The following is an 18,634-nucleotide window of genomic DNA, read 5'->3' as shown; positions in this document are numbered from 1 at the left end:
AGTTTCTAATGGAATTCCAATCATATTGGCGGCAATCAACTTTTGATTTCCTTTTTCGTGAGCATATTGATAATTTGTTTCATTTACTGTTCCATCTGGAGAAGTTGTGGTTTGCTTGGTCACTTGATGATGGATGGTACTCTCTTGTACAGCATCTATATTAGTAACTTGGGTAGGCGAGCCATTACTATATTCAGTTTTTATTTTCTTGTAGTTTCTAATCATTCCACTATAGAAAAAAGCGGTTCTGTAAATATCGCTAGAACCTGCTGGATTAGAATCTGTGGAATCATTAAGATATTTACCCCATTTATACATTGGGACACTTTTTATAGCATGAGAGATGATATAGCTAGAAGGAGCTTGACTGGGAGGTGTTGAAATCAACTCTGTATATGGGGCATTTGTAACCACTGTACCATCATATTTTTTAAAAAATCTGTATGGAGAAAATTCTTCACCAGAAAAATTATATTTATTTTCTAATACCTCAACCGTTTTCCCAGCAGAATCATAGCTTATGGTTTTAAGATTTAAGCCTCTAGCCCAATCCATATCATCAGGAAGATGGTATGGAAATCTATAGTACTCTCCCCCATCCGGATAATTGGAAAAGATATATTTTTTACTCCATAATAAGGAATCATCGGCTGACAAAAAAGATTCGGTTACCTTAGAATAACCCACTTGCCCAGCATTATTAAAGCTTGACATGGGTTGTATTCTGCTTGACAACTGTCCTGCTACTAAAGAAATATTACCATATTTTTTTATTACACACATATAATCTGGAATACCCAAAAGTTTCCCCGAAGTCGTTCCATCATCTAAAGTATAAGTAAATTTTCTTTTCGTAATTTTCCCATTTTCGTTAGTTTCAATTCTTGAAACTCTTCGCCCTCCTCCAATAAAACTATTAATAGGAACATTGGGTTTTCGCTCTTTCCAGCGCACTACAACTGAAAATGGATTGGTTTCAAAATTTTCGGAATCACTTAATGTAAAACTTGGATTGGAGACTTCTAGACGATAATTCCCACTTTCAATAGGTGGGTTTACAATATCAACATTATTGCCTTGGGTAATAACATATGTTGCTAATATAGTACCTGTAGCAGCATTAAATCGATAAAGCCTTACCTTTGTTTTACAATTTGTAGTTTCTACAGATGTACATCCGACTCCCAACATAGCATTGAAAGAAAGTTTATTTCCATAAATTGAGGTAATTTCAAATTCTTTTATGTATTTACCAAGTGTTGAACTTCCACTATTTAAAACAAAAATATTTGAAGTCTTAGCAACAGCTGTTGATTTTTCATCATATACAATTCTTGAAGGATTAGATAGCATAAAAAGTGAAAAATAGTTTGGAACTACAACTTGATTATCTTCGTAGTAAAAATTCTCACTTCCCCCTGTAGGGTAGATAATTTTAGTTAAAATTCCTGCTTCAGCAAAATTTCCATAAACATCTCTATCCGAAGCATCTGTGAAAATGTTCATTTTATTGGGCTTGCCATTAAAATAGCCCCAGTAATCAATTGAGTTGGAATGTCGATTGGGAAGTTCGCCTTGATTATATTCCAGCTTATAGCTAGAAATTAGACTCTCATCTCTTCCTATTTCATTGATCTGATTTAAAAATAGTCGTTTATCAGATTTCTGATCTTTACTAAGCGCTACAGGATGAATATTATTGTTATCCCCATTTCCTAAACGATAGTTTTGCACAAAAGATACCTTTTTTATTTGAGTCCCTATTTTATCCTTTAATATAATATTATTAAGCGCTTTACCTCCATTTAAATCTTCACGCTCTGACTGATTAAATATGAATTCTATTGTTCCCTTAGGAAAAGAAACAGCCTGAAGAACTTGTTGGGTTGTTCTTATTGTGCTCAATGAAATAGAACCCATATTATCACCCTTATTTAGATCCGATTTTGAATAAGTAACAACTTGTTCAGAAGTATAATTAAATGTATAAGTATCTTTTTGCGTTTTAACCTCTTTTAGATGCCAAGCTGTTTTATAACCATTTTCCTCATTTTTAGGAGTATCTGTGATTATTCCTGAACTTACAGAAGTTACTATATCATATGCAGAGCTGGTTCCTGTAGAATCTTTTCCAAAATAATATTTATTTCCTGATTCGTCTATGATTACTATCTTATTAATTCTAAAATTTCCTGCACTCGCATCTTCATAATCTATATCAATTTTCCAATCATCAAAGCTTTGAACAATTGCTTTTTTAGTAACATTATCAATGATAAACTTTGCGGACCTTCCTAAAAAATTGATGAAAAATAAATCAGGATCTTCATCAACAGGTGTATCAGAATCTCCATAACTTGCATTTTCATTATTTAATTGTTGGCGTAAGGTCCCATTATCTTCAAAAGTAGAATTATATGAATACGTCAGATAACCTCTTGTATATTCATCTGGACGCTGCCTTACCTGTCTGGTTATTAATCCTCCAGCACTTAAACTCCAACCTGCCCCAACCGACGAAGCTACTTCACCAACTCGAATCCCTTTGGTATCATATTGTATAGATACATTTAAAGGAATATCTCCAGTATCAATATTAATTAACGGAATACCAATACTGGCTGAACCTCTATAATAAGAAACCGGGCTTTCTACAAATTTTGCAATTGATATAGCATTTGGAGATGGTGGTAATATTTTTGGAACATACTGCGCATTAATATTATTGCTTAAAAACAACAATGTTCCTAAAATTATAATTTTTCTTTTCATTCTTAGTTTATTTCTTAATCAGCTTAGAACCCCAGCTGTCTTATTTATTACTATTGTGATCATATTATTTTCGTATTAAAGTATCTGTACAATTCATAAATATTCTTTTACTAGATAACTATAATTTATAATTGTATTTGAATTCTTTTACCAGATTACCTGTTTTAGAATCCTGTCTTATTTCTTTTAATCGGTTGACAGTATCATAAATATATACTTCTCTGATTCCTGAAGGGGCAGTAATACTAGTCACTCCAATTAATGGATCGTAAGAGTAAGTTGTGATCTGATATCCACTCAAAGCAGAATTTTTTCTAAAAGTATCTAAGGCAAGGATTAAGTTCTGCTCCGTTTGCTCAGGAGTCATACCTTGAGGAGGAATATTATCATCATTAGATGCATTAACAATACTTGTTATTAAAGATGGAGTAATATCAGATAGTTTTGCTCCTGTTATTTTAGCAATTGGCTGCGTATTATTATACCCCCAGATAACTGTAGTTGATATACCATCCTTTGTTGTGTATTGTAAGATATTTCCTTTGACATCGTATTTATTGTAGGTGACTTCTGTAGTAGATGCATTATTGTTTTGTATATCATACGACACTACTGAAGTTGGAAACAGATTAGCTGGGTCATCATACTTTGTTTCGGATCTTGAAGTAGTCTTCCCTGCATCATTAGCATTTTGCTTTTGAATCACTTTAGTTTCTAAAGGAATTCCAATCATATTGGCATCAATCAACTTTTGGTTTCCCTTCTCGTAAGCATATTGATAAACAGTCTCTGAGATAGATTGATCAGGAGAAAGTGCCGTTAGAATGGTTGGGTTAAGATGTCTGTGATCAGAATCGTAAAGGTAATTAGTCGTTTCTATAATTTCCTGATTATTAAGATAGCTTGTGTTTTTTTGAGATTTTAGCTTCATCCAAGATGATGTAATTTCATAGCGAGTAAAGTCAAAAACTGGGATGTGGAGATATTCATTGGTTCCGGGGATTCGTTCAGGTATAATTTTTGTGACAATTAATTGGTAAGGTCTTATCGTTACAGCAGGAAACTGATTTAAATAATCACTAGATTTTTGATTAAAATAATTATCACCAACGTATTCGTTCTCCATCTTTTTAACCAATTTATTGCTGGAATCAAACACTTCTTTCGTAAGTAAAAGCCCCCTGGCAAATTGATTATTTACAAAATTCTGAAAAGGACTTTCGTTATTATAAAAGTTTGATGAAGAGGAGTTATAATAGGTATCAATCGTTTTCCATGCAACATTGGGGGTTTTTACATTTACCCTTTCTGTAATCACCTTATTATAAACAGTAGGTTTTCCATTTATGGTTGAAAGATTAAAGTTTCCAGAATTGCTGATAACAAGTCTTCTACACGTTTCGCCCTGATAGCCATGAGGAGATGAAGCAAAATAGTAGTAATTAATAGGATCTCCCATAAATACTCCTGTTGAAATACCGTTTTCATATTTATATGAAAATCTCTCCTCAATAATACTATCAGCACCTTCTTGTTTAATAATTTTATTTACCCGGATCCCCCCAACAGATTGATTATATCGGACAGTGGGTGCATATGATATTTCTCTCCATCTTATAGAAAGATTAGCATATTTATCAACCGTAGGATTCTTATGCTTTCTCATTCTTAATTTATATGATGGCTTTTTATCTAAAAGAAATTCATAATCTCCATTAAGAAGGAATGTTTTTAGAACTGTATTGGTATTATCTAATATCTCACCAATGAAATAAGCAGTATTATCACCAGGTAAAGTATTCGAACCATCATTGTCTGGATTTAAATTACTGCTGAAATTTACTTTAAAAGATACAGTATTAATGTTCGCATTTGTATTTAAGGTAAAACTTTTTTCGGATTCTCCTGAAATGATGACTTCTTCTCTTTGTGCTACAATGGGTTCTATAAAATTGGTTGTATTGGAATCGAAATCATCCAATTCATATTCAAGTTTCATTTTCCCACCCGTAGGGTAAATAAGCTCTTTTAAACTTCCTGATACTGCATAAATAATATTAGGCTTTTTTTTGTCCCCCCAACCATAAACATTATCTCCAAATACGACATATGGAATTCCCAAATTATTATTTTCTCCATTATAAAAACCTACGTAATCTGTTGCATCCGAAAGCCTGTTAGGAAGAGGAGTATCTTCATAATAGGTAACCTTATAAGAAGAATTATCCAGCATATTTTTAACTTCAGTGAGCTTTAATCTTTTGGTAAGTGCATTGGTATGGTTAGCATATCCTCCAATATTTTTGATATCTGTAGTTGTAAAATAGCCCTTATTAAGTACTTGGTTAGCTACTAATTTATTGCCATTATCATAAACAGTAATATTATCTAATGAGAGGCCCCCTAGTATATCTTGTCTGTTGTTACTATAAGTAAAAAGAGTGTACCCTTCTGGATAGATAATTTTACTTAAATAACTTTCACTAGTGACATCTGTCAAAGAAGCATACTCGCTGTATTCATTATCAGCCGTTACTCCATCTATAGATGTTTGGCAATATAATGGATATCTAAATCCCTTATAGTAACTACTTAAATATTGATAAGCAGCAGATAAATATTCAAATCTTATTTCTTTTCCATTGGAAAGTACTATTTTATTAATTACATAATCAGTAACAGCAATATCGCTTGGTAAAGGAACTGCCCCCCCTATTGTTCTGGTTTGGTTACCTCCTGAGAAGTAGTATTTATTACCAGAATCATCAGTTAATACAAATGGTGATTTCTCAATTTTCACACTTGTTTCTCCAATTTTTACAGGTCTTCCTGAACTATCAAGGTGAAAATCGCCCGAACTTCCTGGAATAGAATAAGAAAAAATATCAGGCTGTGAATCTCTTTTTAATGCAGAAAAGGGATTGGATGGATCTGCAGCATTAAATCCTGTTATTTGATTTGCAAGAGAATAATCTGAAGAAGTTCTGTCATTCGGTTGAAATGACCAATCCGCCTGATTAATTACTGGAATAAATCCTCGATCTTCGATATTAATAATTTGCTTGGAAAGTGAAATTCCTCCTATGGATAGTGACCAGCCAAGGCCTACTTTTGATGCTACTTCTTTTACCTTTACACCTGATGCATGATATTTTAAAGAAATGGGTAAGGTATAATTATCAACCTTGATATTGTATATCGGAATATCAATTCCTACAGTACCCGTATGTGTAGTAGTTGGTACGTCAATATGTTTGGATAATTGACTCGCATCTGGAGATTTTATTGTTAAATTAAATTTATTGTTCTGCACATCGGCTGCCTGTTGTGCAAAATAAAATTGAGTTGCTATTATAAAAAAAGCTGCAATCCTATTTTTCATCATTATTATTTCTTAATCAATTTAGTTATCAACAGTTCTCTTAGTTTTGACAAAGTATTTAGTAGAGAACACAATTATTGTTTATAATTATATTTGAATTCTTTTACCAAATTACCTGTTTTAGAATCTTGTCTTATTTCTTTTAATCTGTTGGCTGTGTCGTAGATATAAACCTCTCTGATTCCTGAAGGTGGAGTAATACTCGTAACACCAATTAGTGGATCATAGGTATAAGTGGAGATCTGATAAGAAGACAAACCTGAGTTCTTTCTGAAATTATCTAAGGCCAAGATTAAACTCTGTTCTGCTTGCTCTGGAGTTGTCCCTTGAGGAGGCGTATTGTCATCATTAGATGCATTCACGATACTGGTTATTAAAGACGGTGGGATATCTGAAAGTTTCGCTCCTATTACTTTAGCAATTGGTTGGGTATTATTATACCCCCAGATAACTGTAGTTGATATTCCATCCTTTGTCGTGTATTGTTGGATATTCCCTTTAGCATCATACTTATCATAAAGAATATCGACACTAAATGCTGGTGTACTTACATTTGTATTTAAATCTTTTACATTGTAAGAATTTATAGATAATGGTAAAAGTAGATTTCCTGTTTGGGTCGTTGGTAGCGAAATAGGATAAACAGTTTCAATCCTATCTAGCATTTTCGTGGTAGTTCCCATAGTTTGAGTAGTGTTTGTTTCGATTGGGATACCTACCATATTTTTAGTGATCATCAGCTGATTCCCTTTTTCGTGAGCATAACTATAGTTTGTTTCATTAACTGTTCCATCCGGAGAAGTTGTGGTCAGTTTGGTCATCTGGTGATGATTAGAGCTTAAGCTACTGTATTGGCTTTTAGTCGTAATTTCTTGCCCGTTTAGATTTTCTTTAACTTCTTTAAAATAATCAGGTTCGTCAAAGTTTTTAAAATTATAGTAAAAGAACTCTGCTGGTAAGTATACTTGATTAGGTCCTGTTATCATATAATTCAAATCATTAGGTTTTACTACCCTGTCATAGTCCATACCATACACGTTATTCAAATTTTTACCTGCCATTAAAACATTTTGATATTCATATGATTCTTTTTGTTTATCTGAGTAATTTAGAAGAATAGATTTTCCATTTAGTGGACTTTCATAACAAGGTACAGAACTTGAATTCAAAGCTCCCCCTACACCTACACCTGCGTTAAAAAAGCAAGATCCAACATAACTTCCCCACACATACTTATTATCAAACTCATGCGAAATACTATTACGTTCATTAGTAAGTGGATTTATTCTCAATTCTTTTGCATTAGTATAAGATATTAGTGATCCATTTCCTGTTTGCATTGGAAATTTACTTTGTGAGGTTACAAATAATCTTCCAGGTGTTGTTTGAAGAAAATCTAATTCAAATAAAGATAATCCAGTCTCAATACCTTCATACCTATAATCATATTCCTTTATAATCGGATTAGTTATATTTTCAAAATTCTCAATCCTCTTGATTCTCAATCCTCCAAACGGAACCTCAGTACCATGCGGAGTGACTTTCGCCATAGTCGTATCTATTGCTTTATAACTGAAACTAATATTAGCCTCATGCTGATTATAATCGAAAACCTGAGAACCAGGTAAGTTTTTTCCAGCATATAATTCGACCTTCAATTTTAATCCGCTAATGAGTTTGGCTCTAGGGATTTCCAATATTCTTGAAACTTGATTTCGCAATAAAGATTTAGGAACTACTATTTCATTATTACTGTCTATAACAGTATAAAAAATAGAACAACTATTACTTAAAGGCAGTGAATCATCCGGATAAATACATTGGTTCGTATTTGTGAATATTTCAATACGCTGAGCTCCTGTAAAGGTAGCTTCATTTCCATTAACCGGTAAAGGAAATTGATACACCTTATTAAGCATAGGTGTAGTATTTTCATTAGTTGAAAAGAAGTGATTTCTAATGGCAAAAGGAATAATATCATGGATTTTCTGTGCCGCAGTATTATTATAATCGTGAAAAATTCCTCTGTTGCTTTCAAATAGAAATTTTGTTTTACCTCCCGTAGGATAAATAATTTCTTCTAAAATCCCGGCTTTTGTAAAAGCTGGCTTTACATTTCTATCATTTTCCTCTGCCATAACGACATCAATACTTGGGGTTAATCCCAAATTATTGTCCTGTCCGTTGTAATACCCCCACCAGTCTCTGGCATACGACAACCTATTGGGTAAAGCCTGGTTATTATAATTAAATTGGTAAGAAAGAGGCTTTTGTTCATCAGCATTAAATCTGATTTTCTTTAGTATTAATCTTTTAGAAATATCATTGTCATTTTCAAGCCTATTGCAGGTAAGCTTTGATCCAGGGGATATACTTGTCATATAATCAAAATCAAAGGCAATTTTATTCACTAAACCATATTTATTCTTAATTTCAATTGAATTAAGCTTTTTGCCATAGGTTGTATAATCCAAACGTCCATCTTTATTAAAAATAACTTCTCCAAAATCACCCCAAATACGACTTATAAATAAATTATTTCCTTTTGTTTTAGAATAATTTGTAAATACCATATTTCTCGCATCATTGGGAAATGCCATTTCGTCATAAGCAACTGTTTTGGTTTGATTAACTAAATCACAATCTTCATAAAGTACAGGATCATATTCAAAATTCAAAACACGATTACTAGGACTTATAATTTTTGACAAAGCCCAAGTATTTCTGTAAGGTTGTGTTTTTACAGGATTTTCAACTCCTATAGAATTCCCACCAATAGTATAAGTTTGTTGCGAAATTATTCTATTTCCCATAATATATATATACTTATATCCCTGAGGATTAGTAATTTCCCAATTTCCTGAAGAAGTAATATAATCAATTTTATAATCCGAATCAGGAAACTGTACGATGTGACCAATAGGATGCTCCCCATCTCTTTCCTGATTGACCATAAAAGAGATACTTTTTCCATCGGGAAGTGTTATTCTATAATCATCTGATTCTAAATCCAATTGTCCGTCAGCACTTAAACTATTTATAGTAACACATTGAGGACATACTTGAGATAATTGCCCCATAGGCACATCTGGTCCCACTGCACTTGTTATATTGTAAACATTCTTAACCGTATAATTTGTTTCATAAAAGAAACCGTTAGGAAAATCATCAGGAACCTGTCTTACATTCCTTACAAGAGTCGGAACAGATAAATTCCAGCCTAAACCAACCCATGAAGCTCTTTCTCCTACGGTAATACCTGTACTATTATATGATAATTTTAGATCAAAATTAATATCTCCTTCCTTAATGCTATAGATGGGCACAGAAATATCGGGAGTTCCTGTATATAATGAAACAGGGGTTTCGAACGATTTTAGGATAGCATTTACTTCTGGAGGTTGTGGAGTTATATTTTGGATATGATCCATCTTTTGTCCATAAATATTTAGAAATGGCCAAATAATAAGTAGTATAATTAATCTTTTCATTAATAAATTTTTATTATTTATCAATTTAACATTAGCTGTTTTATTTATATCTGCTTCTATCATCATTAAGTAATCTATTTAGATCAATACATTCATGTGTTGAAATTTTAAGAATATCTACTAGTGTCTACACTTTATAACTATGGTTTATAATTATATTTAAACTCTTTTACCAGATTTCCGGTTTTAGAATCCTGTCTTATTTCTTTCAATCGGTTGGCAGTGTCATAGATATACACTTCTCTGATTCCTGAAGGTGGAGTAATACTCGTAACTCCAATTAATGGATCGTAAGTGTAGGTAGTAATCTGGCAAGAAGACAAACCTGAGTTCTTTCTGAAGGTATCCAGTGCTGTTATTAGTGCCGGTTCATTAGCTGGATTAGCCGCATCCTGATCTGAAGCGTTCACTATCGCGGTAATAAGTCCTAAATTCACCAATTGATCATAAGTAGCCCCCTGTACTTTGGCTATAGGCTGAGTGCTATTATATCCCCACACAATAGATGTTGGAATTCCATCTTTTGTAGTATATTGCAATATATTTCCTTTAGCATCATATTTATTATATGTAACCTCAGTAGACAAAGTATTGTTTTGTATATCATATGACACTACTGAAGTTGGAAACAAATGAGTATGATCATCATATTTTGTTTCTGATCTTGAAACTGTTTTTCCTATAGAGGTTTCATTTGGCTTTTCTACTACAGTTGTTTCTAAAGGAGTTCCAATCATATTGGCTGTAATAAGCTTTTGATTGTTTTTCTCATGAGCATATTGATAATTCGAAACTGATACAGCTCCATCCGGAATTATTTGAGTAACATTTAAAGGATAATCTTCTTGATTATAAGTCGTTTTTGTTAACGAAACCGTTGAATTTTGAACTCCATTATTATAAAAATAGGAAAGTTCACGCCTTTCACTAGGTAAAGTAATACCATACTCACTATAATACTTATAAGGGCTTGATAAAACTACATTGGGAAATAAGCCTTTAAAAGCGTCATAATAAGTGAAATTATAATAAGCTGGATTAATGTTATTATAAAAGTTATCCTTAACCTTTACTCCTTCTAATTTCTCAAAAACAAGCGTAGTATATTCATTATTAACTTCCGAAAGAATTTTCCCTCCAGCATCATATTTTTTCTCAAAAACCATTTGTCCTCTCAGATAATCATGATTGGTAATGGGAAGTATAGGCATTTCAGAAGACAAAACATCAGGATTAGGAAAATCTATTGGTGATCTGAATTTGTAGATAGTTTTACCCTTGTCAGTAGTAATATTGTTAGCGTCCTTGGCAATCTGCTTTACTGTCACATATTTATAACCAACATCTGATCCTTGAGTCTTTTCCGAAGGTATAACATTAAAATTTGTGGTGGTATCCGATATACATTCATAGTGAGCCTGCGCATTTATAGTTATTACATTATTATAATTAATATGTTCGGTATATTTAAAAATCGGTTCCGGGAAGACAAGGGCACCACTACTTTTTTGAGGATTGTCTATATCCTTATAGTCGTATACATATTCCTTGGCGGGTACATTTGAAATTGGGGTATCAAAATATTGGATATTATTAATTCTGAGTCCACCTCCTTTTTTGGTTACATAACTTTTAAAATAAGATTCCTTACTATACGCACTAAAAGCATATGTAACAGGCTTATGCGTTGGACCATAAGAACCTGAAAGGGAAGCATAATAAGTACCTGGTTGTAAAGTATTTATTTCATCTTCTCTTTCTGACAAAACTGTTCCATCCGGACCCACTCCTGTTACCGGGCAAAAAGAGCCTCCACTAGGTTGATCACACATTTGAGCTCCCAACCCGGTAGAATACACCTCAGTAAATGTACCATTACTAAGCTTTTTATATATCTTAAAATTCCAGTTTGAATATACTAAATTTCCAAAACCTAGGTAAAGCTTTACTTTCTGGGGTGAAAGCAAGGTGAAAAACTCAGCTTTGGCTGTTGTACTGAAAGAATCAAGCCCAGTTAAATTAAAGTCTTTATTCTGGATCTCCCACTCTCCAGTCACTTCCTCCATTGGAATAGACTTTCCTGCAAAATAACTGTAGACATTTTCATCAAAATTAAAATTAACCAAACCTTTGGTAGGATAACTAATAGATTTGATAACATCCTGGCTAATAGCTTGTATTCCATCACCGGAATAATATCCCCACTTATCTTTTTTTAATAGTCCACTGATATTATAATAGTTGATAATGTGCTCATTTTGATTTCCATCACTTGATTTAGTTATTTTTTTTAATAATAGTTTTTTTAAATTTTGAGACAAACCTTCAGGGGACATCAATGTTGAATTGGAATAATCATAATCAAAAGAATATTTATCAACATATTGGTCTATTCCTTGCCCCGTAATATTTGATTGAACAGATTTTAATTTATACAGATCTACAGAATTAAGATAATTAGAATCACTTCTGCCTTTTTCATAAGTGAAATTAATACTTCCTTTACCAGCAATGGTTATATTGGTAAGTAGTTTTGTCTGTGCAGTATTGGTTACTGTTTGTCTTTCTTCCTGTCCGGGAAGTGCTCCATCCGGGCTTCCTCCGATTGTATTGGTATATATTACCTCCCCAGGCATTCTTATTGTGGTATTCACTGGGTCATCATATTTTACCAGTGATGGCTGATCATATTTAAAGGAAAGCACCACATTATCATTAATATCCTTTACCTGATCAAGATGATAAGAAGTAAAATAAGCTCCCCCGGAAATATTTCCTGATACATTGCCAACATGATCTACAAGCCCTATTTTTACTGTAGAGATGTTTCTCAGTGAACTTTCCATCCCTTTAAACATATACTTAATCCCTTTATCATCTGTAATGACAATGCTTTCAATATTATCACTGCCTGCAGATAAAATACTATTAATCTTTAAATTATTACGATCCAGCTTTTCTACAATAAAATTTCCATTAGGGTCTTTTTTTATAATAAATCGTCCTGTCTGCCCCATAAAATTGTATTGGTACAGATCATATTCAGTATCATATTTACCAATTCCAGCATAAAAGCCATATTCTGTAAAATCCCAATTCGCATTCTGATCAAACACTAATTGGTAAGTAGGATTGCTCCCATGCATATACATCCCGTATTTAACACGAGGAGGAGAGGAATTTGTTGTAGAAGAAGTTCTTTCATCAGGTCCACCACCTCTTACGGTTCTTGTTATTGTACCTCCCGCTAATAAATTCCAGCCAAGACCTACCTCTCCCGCTTTATCGTCCGGCTTGGCACTTAAAGGATGGTATTTTAACTGGACATTTAAATTAATGCTCGGACTACTTGTAGGAATATTAAAAAGTGGGATACTGATATCAGGAATTCCTGTATAGTAACTTACAGGTACCTCTTCAAACTTCATTAGGTTATTTGAAGTAGGAGCTGCAGGAAACATTTTATTAATGTTATCAACATCTTTATTAAAGTTATTACCTGCCTGAGCATATAAAACATTGTTTAAAGAAGCTAATAATAAAATTACAGCTATTTTATTTTTCTTCATGGAATTAGCTTTATTTCTTAATCAATTTAGCATTAGCCGTTTTATTCGTATCAGTTTTAATCACCACCAGATAAGCTCCCTGAATTAAAGACTGAGTATTTATTTTCGTTACTTTATTCTTTGTTTTCAAAGTCTGTAGCTGTCTTCCTCCCATATCATACATAGTAATATCAGCTTCTTTGAAATCAAACCCTATTTCGACATAAGCATAGTCAGATACAGGATTCGGATAGATCTTAATATCTTGCTTTTCGATCAACTGATCAAGTTGTTTATCTCCCAGTTTAATAATCTTCCAATTCTCTTTTCCAAGCTCTTCTGCGCTGGTTCCTGCTAAAATGATAGAACCATCTCTGTTGAGTTTGATATCAGACAATCTCTCTTCTCTTTTTCTGGATTCTCCTTTTACATATTTTCTCCACTGTTCATTACCATCCTGATTCAGATATAACATCCAGAATGTTTCATCATCTGTTTCTATTCTTCCTTCTGCCTGAGTATATCCACCCAGCAATATTCCTTTGGTAACCTCTTGGTTCTTGGCTCTTGTATCTTGGCTCTGTATCACACTTATTCCCATCAAAATATCCCTGTTCTTAAAGTTGTAAGATTTTTGCCACTGCTCATCACCTCTTTCATTTAAGGAGATTAACCAAAGATCAGTTCCTTCTTCAATCCCAACAGTTTTGTTTCCTGATCTCTCAGATCTTGACTCTCCACCAATGAGATATCCAGAAGATGTTACAGCTAGAGTTCTTAGATGATCATCACCTCTTCCTCCAAAGTTCTTTTCCCATTCTACTTTCCCATCTTTAGAAAGTTTTACGATCCAGTAGTCGCCTTCGCCTTCATTGTTAGTAGTTTTTGGGTAACGAGATGCGGGATTCGAGGTTCCTGTGGTTGAGTTTTGATTCTCAGAACCCGAAACTTGAAACTCGGAACTCCTGGAATAGATCCCTAATAAAGCTCCACCATCTTTCGTTGGAATCATTTTCTCTACTTCGTCTAATCCTCTTCCCCCTAAAATAAGTTGTGATATTTCTTTTCCGTTTTTATCGAGTTTGGTGGTCAAAATATCTTTTGAACCATAACCAGATATCGTTGGTGTCTTTTGTGTTGAAGTTCCCTGAGGCCCTCGAAGAGAACTTTGCACATTCCCTGCTACAAAAAATCCTAAGTCTGTAGTTTGAATAACAGCCCTAGCCTCCTCATCAGCAGAAGTTCCTAACGTTTTTTGCCATAATTCATCTCCAAATTCATTGATTCTGATTAGCCAAATATCGGATCCTCCTTTGGAATCATCTTTTTTATCAAGACCTTTTCCTGAGTACGAAGTCCCTGCTAATAGAAATCCTCCTTCCTGAGTAGCAACTGTAGAAGAAAGATAATCATGGTTTTGTCCCGCAAAATATTTCTCCCAAACCTGATCACCTTGTTGATTCAACTTCACCAAATGAAAATCATATCCGTTATTTTGCTTAGCATTACTGCCAGCATCCAGCTTCTGACCTCCAGCTTGTATAGCACTTCCTGTAATCAAATATTGCTGATCGATTGTCGTTGTCACTTGGCTTAGAAAATCCTGAGTATTGGATTTGATATCTTTTTGCCAAACCACTTCCTGAGCTGAAAGGCTCAGAATTGTGCATATCGAAAATACACTTATGTAGAGTTTTTTCATCCTTTATGTTTAAATGTTGTTATATTTTTTTTGCAAAAATAATCTTTTTAGATCACAGTAAAAAGATTTATTAAAGAGATCCGATCTCTTCATTTTTACAAAGTTACATTGCTAATACGACAAAACTTGTCACTTTAAATAAATAGTTTGAGTATCTAAATAAAAAGATAGCTCTCAATAACATGATATTATTGAGGGCCAACTATTTGTATATTTTTAGGAAAATTTTACTCTTTCACAAACTTAATATTCCTTTTTTTTATTTTAAACACATAAACTCCAGAATTAATTCAGCAATATTAATCGATTTATTAGGTTGATAAATTCCTGTTTTGATCAATCTTCCTTCCACAGAATAGATCGTGAAATCTGTCGAGTTTTAAGCTCCAAATTCTATCCAAACTTATATTTGCGACTCATAAACTAAATATAATAAAATGCCATTTATTAAGAATGAGAAGAATAATCGTCAAAAGAAACAAAGATCATCTCTTTCTAATGTTCTTTAACTATAAAGAAATAGTATTAGGTAATTCCAAAGACGCAACTAATAAAAATCAGAGAAAGTATACTTTCTCTGATCTATTTATAGATTGTTATTCTTTATTCGGAAACGAGCGTGACACTCTCGCCAGCGTGGGGGTATAAAATGCTTACTACTAAAAAGTTTAAGGATTTCTTTAATAAAAATGTAGCTTCGCTATAATAAAAAAGTAATTCACCTCTTTCATCAGGACTGCATAAAAACTAAAAATACTGCCTATTTGCTCAGCCATATTTTTTTATTTCAGAATATCTTCAGGCTGTAAGATGACAGTGTTTAATTTCTTTTATTGGGCTTTAGCTTCTTATTTTCTTCTTCTAAAGCTTCATTCTGCTTTTTCAGCAATGCAATATAATCATTCAGGTTATCTAAAATATGATTGGGAATACTACAATAATAGTTATAGTTTCTGGAGTTATCATTGAACGTTAGATTATCATTATTCTGAACAATACTGGAAGGTTTTTCTTCTTTGATATTTTCCACAGGAACGTCTAAAGCTTTAGCCAGCTTCTCCCATTCATCATAATACAAAACCCTCGCAAAATACGAGGGCTTTGTTTATAACTGTACATTAATGTGTATGTTGTATACAATCAGGGGAAGGATTAGAAAATGTAATATCTTCGTATGAATTCGAGAATTTTAATTTTTTATTCATTAAAATTGATTTCATGCATCCTGAAATTGGAACAGGTGATAAAAAAGTTATTTCATCTTTTTTATTTAAAACAATATGCCAATTTTCAAAATCATCATTAATCATTGTTTTCTTTTGATTGAAATTTTCATATGTTACTTTTTTAAACATTTTTTCTATGCTTTTACATTCATTATCAGGTAATATAAGTTTATACCCTTCAAATATATAAACATTCTTATATTGAATACCTTCCATAAATTCAGGTTTAAAAAAAGCAACATCAATTGAATATTCACCTTTCTCTTTTATTTGATCGTGAAAAGTTACTGCTAATATTTCATTCTTATTATCAACTTTTCTTTTTTTAGAAATATATTCTATATATCCTTTGATAATATTATGCAAATCTTGCTTCTTAATAGCACTTTTATTAAATGTAAAAAAGAAAATAAGAATGATTAAAAGTATTTTTTTCATAGATTTAAGTTAAATTATTTTTTCTTTCCTGTATATACTGCCTGGTTGTAATCATATTTCACATAACCCCCATTTGCCCCATTATTTTTTAGCCATGCATTATACACATACTTAGATATTGCATTATTACTTTTTGAACGTCCCTTATCTCCAGCATCTTTATATGCCGTACCAAATGTTGGATTTCCCTTGTTCCAATTTCCTTCACTAAAACCAGATGGATTATATTCAAATCCAGGATGTGAGTGAACGGCTTCAGAATATATACCATCTTTTGTTATATGCGTTGTGCCAGAACCCATACTCAGATTATTATTTGCTAATACATCAGCGGCACTTGCATGTTTAGTAGGATCATAGTTTGTACTTATTACATTTGTAGAAAAACCATCAGAGAAATCAAATCTATCCTGCCCAAATTCTACAGAGGTATTATCAGCTATAAATTCAAAAACTTGTGTCGCTGTCTCATAATCATTGACTTGAAAATAACCAAAATTAGATCCTGTTCCTGCAATTTCGATTTTTTGATTTTTTAGCTCTCCTATTTGTGAGTCTCCTGTAGGGTTTGATTCTGTCACATTGGTGCGGGCTACTTGTATAGACTTAGATTCATCTTCATTGGTAACAGTATCATAAGCATTATTGTCTTTTGTCCTTTCTATATTACCATTATTAAAAATCTTGATTTTATCCTCTGCTTGCATCCCATCTGGATCTATAAATCTAATTGGATTATTATAAGCGTAAGCATATGGAGACCAACGTCTCGAAGTTTCAGCTAAAGGATCCACGACACCCCATCTACCTAAATCCGGCATATACATTCTCGCTCCATAATCATACATTCCGGTTTCTGTCTGTAATTCCTTGCCATTGTATTTATATTGATAAGCAGGATTTCCAGCCAAACCATTATATCCTTCATGCTTCAATCCAAAAGGATAGTAATTGTTTTCCTCAATAATCTCTGGTTTTAATGCTGCCTTCTGATAGCTCAACCTTACATTTCCTAAATGATCTGTATAATTGTAAATGTACTTATTTTTTACAAAATCATAATAGCCTTCTGCTGTAGGAACAAATTGCAGTTCAACTGTTGGAAGAGGGCAGTCTACACAACCAAACCCAGAATCATTGAAAAGATATTGAAATCCATCTAAATAATCTGTTTGAGAATTTGATAATCCAGATATATAATTTTTTCTAAGTTTAGTACCGTCTGCTCTATAAATATAATTGGTTGTTTTGAAAAGTTTTCCACCAGTAGAAACTTTTATAGTATTGGGTAAATTTAGAAAGTTATAGTTTATATTTTGAATACCTTTATCAAGCTGGCTTGTCATGTTTCCATTTAAATCATAACCTATGGCATTTGGAGTTACATTATAAGGATAACCTGATGGATTCTGTTGTTCATCAGTAACCTTGGTCAGCCTATTTCCCAGGTAATCATATTTAAGATTATCAATCATTCCAGCTATAGTACCTCCAGCGGGCATCCCCTCAGATCTTTTCAATCTGGAAATATTCCCATTAAGATCATATTCTATCTTTTCAAAGTATTCTTTTGCGGATGGGTTACTACCTTGATAAAACCCTGCAGTAAGTCTATTAAGAGAATCATATACATACCCGTATCTTCGTAGAGGTTCATTTGTTGCGGTTAAGGTTTTCCAGGATACTTCAGCAATATTCCCATTGTATTTAGCTTTTACTTTCAAGCTTGCATCTAAAGCATCTGGAGTTTCCAGTCCTTCAACCTGATTATAATTGATCTTATATCCAAACAAATCACTTCCTAAAGTAGATGGATCATTGATCTGGGTCATCCAGCCTCTGATGTTGTATTTATAATCTACCTGTTGTAATGGAATTGCTGCACTAGTTCCCCCAACCTTTTTCCATTCTAACTGCGAAAGTTCATTGTATTTGTTCTGCGCTAAGATTTCTACAGGATTATTGTCTATCTGATGGGTATGAGTCAGCAGCCTGTTTTGAGCGTCATACCCAAAATTCTCAGTTATCCTTTTCTCAGGATCAGTAGCAAGTCTTTTATGTTGGGTAAAAACAAT

General features: G+C 32.9%; 9 protein-coding genes. 1 reads left to right on the top strand and 8 read right to left on the bottom strand.

The genetic code is table 11. The features are described 5' to 3' along the window. The 5 genes from JHL15_RS21160 to JHL15_RS21140 all read right to left on the bottom strand — a co-directional run. Positions 1 to 2,772 (bottom strand): hypothetical protein (locus tag JHL15_RS21160; protein WP_200249259.1); only part of this gene is annotated, 2,772 nt, incomplete at its 3' end. A 118-nt stretch (positions 2,773 to 2,890) separates the two neighbouring features. Further along, positions 2,891 to 6,154 (bottom strand): hypothetical protein, encoded by a 3,264-nt coding sequence (locus tag JHL15_RS21155; protein WP_200249256.1) that lies wholly within the window; start codon positions 6,152 to 6,154, stop codon positions 2,891 to 2,893. A gap of 74 nt (positions 6,155 to 6,228) precedes the next feature. Continuing rightward, on the bottom strand, positions 6,229 to 9,645 hold the full coding sequence (locus tag JHL15_RS21150; RefSeq protein WP_200249253.1) for a hypothetical protein: 3,417 nt from the start codon (positions 9,643 to 9,645) through the stop codon (positions 6,229 to 6,231). 140 nt (positions 9,646 to 9,785) lie between these two features. Next, the gene (locus JHL15_RS21145) at positions 9,786 to 13,214 is read right to left on the bottom strand and encodes an RHS repeat domain-containing protein (protein WP_200249250.1); all 3,429 of its coding nucleotides are present in this window, start codon (positions 13,212 to 13,214) and stop codon (positions 9,786 to 9,788) included. 10 nt (positions 13,215 to 13,224) lie between these two features. After that, complete coding sequence (locus JHL15_RS21140; RefSeq protein WP_200249248.1) at positions 13,225 to 14,895, bottom strand: T9SS type A sorting domain-containing protein; 1,671 nt, start codon at positions 14,893 to 14,895, stop codon at positions 13,225 to 13,227. Positions 14,896 to 15,348: 453 nt separating this feature from the next. Here JHL15_RS21140 and JHL15_RS21135 point away from each other — a divergent pair, with 453 nt between their 5' ends. Further along, positions 15,349 to 15,543 carry a hypothetical protein gene (locus JHL15_RS21135; RefSeq protein ID WP_200249246.1) on the top strand — a complete coding sequence of 65 codons (195 nt, stop codon included), beginning with the start codon at positions 15,349 to 15,351 and terminating at the stop codon, positions 15,541 to 15,543. A gap of 172 nt (positions 15,544 to 15,715) precedes the next feature. On the opposite strand, the gene JHL15_RS21130 is transcribed toward JHL15_RS21135, so the two are convergent. The 3 genes from JHL15_RS21130 to JHL15_RS21120 all read right to left on the bottom strand — a co-directional run. Further along, the gene (locus tag JHL15_RS21130) at positions 15,716 to 15,973 is read right to left on the bottom strand and encodes a hypothetical protein (protein WP_200249244.1); all 258 of its coding nucleotides are present in this window, start codon (positions 15,971 to 15,973) and stop codon (positions 15,716 to 15,718) included. 40 nt (positions 15,974 to 16,013) lie between these two features. Then, positions 16,014 to 16,559 carry a hypothetical protein gene (locus JHL15_RS21125; RefSeq protein ID WP_200249242.1) on the bottom strand — a complete coding sequence of 182 codons (546 nt, stop codon included), beginning with the start codon at positions 16,557 to 16,559 and terminating at the stop codon, positions 16,014 to 16,016. Positions 16,560 to 16,573: 14 nt separating this feature from the next. Then, on the bottom strand, positions 16,574 to 18,634 hold a 2,061-nt coding region (locus JHL15_RS21120; RefSeq protein ID WP_317193072.1), incomplete at its 5' end, for an RHS repeat-associated core domain-containing protein.

The sequence above is a fragment of the Chryseobacterium paridis genome (assembly GCF_016595215.1).
GTDB lineage: Bacteria > Bacteroidota > Bacteroidia > Flavobacteriales > Weeksellaceae > Chryseobacterium > Chryseobacterium paridis.
This window is presented reverse-complemented; position numbering and strand designations above follow the sequence as displayed.

Excerpts from the sequence above, each read along its gene's own strand:
- JHL15_RS21155 (WP_200249256.1), bottom strand. The coding sequence starts at position 6,154 with ATGAAAAATAGGATTGCAGCTTTTTTTATAATAGCAACTCAATTTTAT.
- JHL15_RS21150 (WP_200249253.1), bottom strand. The coding sequence starts at position 9,645 with ATGAAAAGATTAATTATACTACTTATTATTTGGCCATTTCTAAATATT.
- JHL15_RS21145 (WP_200249250.1), bottom strand. The coding sequence starts at position 13,214 with ATGAAGAAAAATAAAATAGCTGTAATTTTATTATTAGCTTCTTTAAAC.
- JHL15_RS21140 (WP_200249248.1), bottom strand. The coding sequence starts at position 14,895 with ATGAAAAAACTCTACATAAGTGTATTTTCGATATGCACAATTCTGAGC.
- JHL15_RS21135 (WP_200249246.1), top strand. The coding sequence starts at position 15,349 with ATGAGAAGAATAATCGTCAAAAGAAACAAAGATCATCTCTTTCTAATG.
- JHL15_RS21125 (WP_200249242.1), bottom strand. The coding sequence starts at position 16,559 with ATGAAAAAAATACTTTTAATCATTCTTATTTTCTTTTTTACATTTAAT.